At 40.2% G+C, this 2,895-nt stretch carries 1 protein-coding gene; it reads left to right on the top strand.

Translation table 11 applies throughout. From position 1 onward, the window contains the following. Positions 1–2,737 (top strand): isoleucine--tRNA ligase (gene ileS / locus F6K22_RS37535; protein WP_293109888.1); only part of this gene is annotated, 2,737 nt, incomplete at its 5' end. Positions 2,738–2,895 lie beyond the last annotated feature (158 nt).

The raw sequence follows: 2,895 nt of genomic DNA, 5'->3' as shown, positions 1-2,895 counted from the left end.
TGACTGGGTTGCCATCTGGACGACAACTCCTTGGACGATACCTGGTAATTTGGCAGTCAGTGTTAACCCAGACCTGAATTATGCTGTTGTTCAACCTGATGCTGACTATGCAATGGGGAAAGACAAATTATTTATAGTTGCAGCAGAAGCAGTGGAACGTTTGTCGGCAACTCTCGGTACAACTTTCACATCTGTAGCGACGGTTAAAGGTCAAGATTTGGAAAATTGCACTTACCAACATCCACTGTTTGAGCGGGAAAGTAAAATTCTCATTGGTGGCGACTACGTTACTACCGACTCAGGTACGGGTTTAGTTCACACTGCTCCTGGTCATGGTCAGGAAGACTATATTGTAGGGCAACGTTATAGTTTACCAATTTTGTCACCTGTGGATGGCAATGGAAAATTTACTGCTGAAGCAGGAGAGTTTTCTGGGTTGAATGTATTAAAAGAGGGAAATATTGCTGTTATTGAAGCACTGCAAAATGTTAACTCTCTCCTGAAAGAGGAACCCTACGAACACAAATATCCCTACGACTGGCGCACCAAAAAACCAACTATTTTCCGAGCAACCGAACAATGGTTTGCTTCTGTTGAGGGTTTCCGGGATGAAGCAGTCAAGGCGATCGCTGATGTTCAGTGGATACCTGCTCAAGGAGAAAATCGCATTACTCCGATGGTGAGCGATCGCTCTGACTGGTGTATTTCTCGACAAAGAAGTTGGGGGGTTCCTATTCCGGTATTTTATGACGAAAAGACTGGGGAACCTTTAATGACTGAGGAGACTATTGCTCATGTGCAAAAAATTATTGCCGAAAAAGGTTCTGACGCTTGGTGGGAAATGTCGGTAGAGGAGCTTTTACCAGAAAAATACCGTAAAGATGCTGACAAGTATCAGAAAGGTACAGATACAATGGATGTTTGGTTTGACTCCGGTTCATCTTGGGCAGCAGTTGCTCAACAACGGGATGGGTTAAAATATCCAGTTGATATATATTTGGAAGGTTCCGACCAACATCGCGGTTGGTTTCAGTCAAGTTTGCTGACCAGTATTGCTACTAATGGTGTTGCACCATATAAAACAGTTTTGACTCACGGTTTTGTGCTGGATGAAAACGGTCGCAAGATGAGTAAGTCTCTGGGAAATGTGGTAGACCCGTCAATAGTTATCGAAGGCGGCAAAAATCAAAAACAAGAACCTCCTTATGGTGCAGATATTTTGCGTTTGTGGGTTTCCTCCGTAGACTATTCTTCTGACGTACCCCTCGGTAAAAATATTCTCAAACAAATAGCAGATATTTATCGCAAAATTAGAAACACGGCGCGGTTTTTGTTAGGAAATATCCATGATTTCGATCCAGCAAAAGATGCTGTTGCTTATGAAGAAATGCCAGAATTAGATCGTTATATGTTGCACCGGATGACAGAGGTGTTTGCCGAAGTCAAAGATGGTTTCGATAAGTATCAATATTTCCGCTTCTTCCAAACAGTTCAAAATTTCTGTGTCGTTGACCTATCCAACTTTTATTTAGATATTGCCAAAGACCGACTTTATATTAGTGCGACCGACGCTTTCAGACGGCGCAGTTGTCAGACAGTCTTAGCTGTAGCTGTAGAAAACTTAGCAAAAGCGATCGCTCCAGTTTTACCTCACATGGCAGAAGATATTTGGCAAAATCTTCCTTATCCGACTCCCTACAAATCTGTATTTGAGTCTGGGTGGGTGAAAATGGAGTCAAAATGGCATAACCCAGAATTAGTTAAATTATGGGAAGAATTACGAAAAACTCGCACTGAAGTTAACAAAGTGTTAGAAAAAGCAAGAGCAGAAAAAGCCATCGGTGCGCCCCTAGAAGCAAAGGTATTATTGTATGTAAAAGATGCAGAATTGCGAGAGCAAATGGAATCTTTTAACCCTACTGCTGAAACAGAAAAAAGTAAATCAGAAGTTCTCGAAGTTCAAATCGAAACAGAACCAGAAAATACAACTCCTAATAATCCGCAAAAATCTCCTGCTAATTTTGCTCAACCCCAGGATTTTTTATCAGGTTTTTCCGATATTTTGACTCAAGTATTTAGTGGATATCAAAAACTTTTAGGGGCAGTATTTTTTGTCATTATATTACTGTTGTTCATAAGAGTAACATTAACAGTAGTAACAACAATTAACCAAATACCAGTAGTAAATTATATTATGGAATTAGTAGGATTTATCTACACAATTCGCTTTGTTACCCATAATTTGTTATTAGCTAAAACTCGGCAAAGTTTGTCCGAAAAAATCAAATTAACAGCAGAAGATATATTAGGAAAAGGAGCCTTATCACCCAAACAGAAAAAATCAACAGACAATACAGTTAAACAATCAGCAACCTTAGTATCTCCAGAAGGAGTTTTTGTACCTCCCCAAAAAGTTGATATTCCCCCTGTTCCGCAAGTAGTAGAAACAGAAACTTTACCTCAAAAACCCAAAAATATTAAAGCCACGATCGCTGGTAATGGAGTTGATGAATTACGTTATCTGTTTATTACTTCCCAAGTAGAATTATTAGAATCTCCCGAAGCTCTAGAAAATCTTGAATATAAATCAATATCAGATACTTTAGGAGTAGGAGTAGTCAAAGCAGATGGGCATAAATGCGATCGCTGTTGGAATTATTCTACCCATGTTGGTGTCTCCTCAGAAGACCCCACTATTTGTGAACGTTGTGTTGCTGCTTTAGCAGGAGAATTTTAACTGTATTCTGAACCCTAAAAACCTAACCCCCAGCCCCCCTTCCCTGCAAGGGAATGGGGGTTAATAAGCCTCTCTCCTACAAGGAGAGAGGTTTTTATCAGAAGATCCCATAATTTGCGAAGGTTGTGTTGCTGCTTTAGCAGGAGAATTTTAACTGA

The sequence above is a fragment of the Okeania sp. SIO2F4 genome (genome assembly GCF_010672385.1).
GTDB lineage: Bacteria > Cyanobacteriota > Cyanobacteriia > Cyanobacteriales > Microcoleaceae > Trichodesmium.
This window is presented reverse-complemented; position numbering and strand designations above follow the sequence as displayed.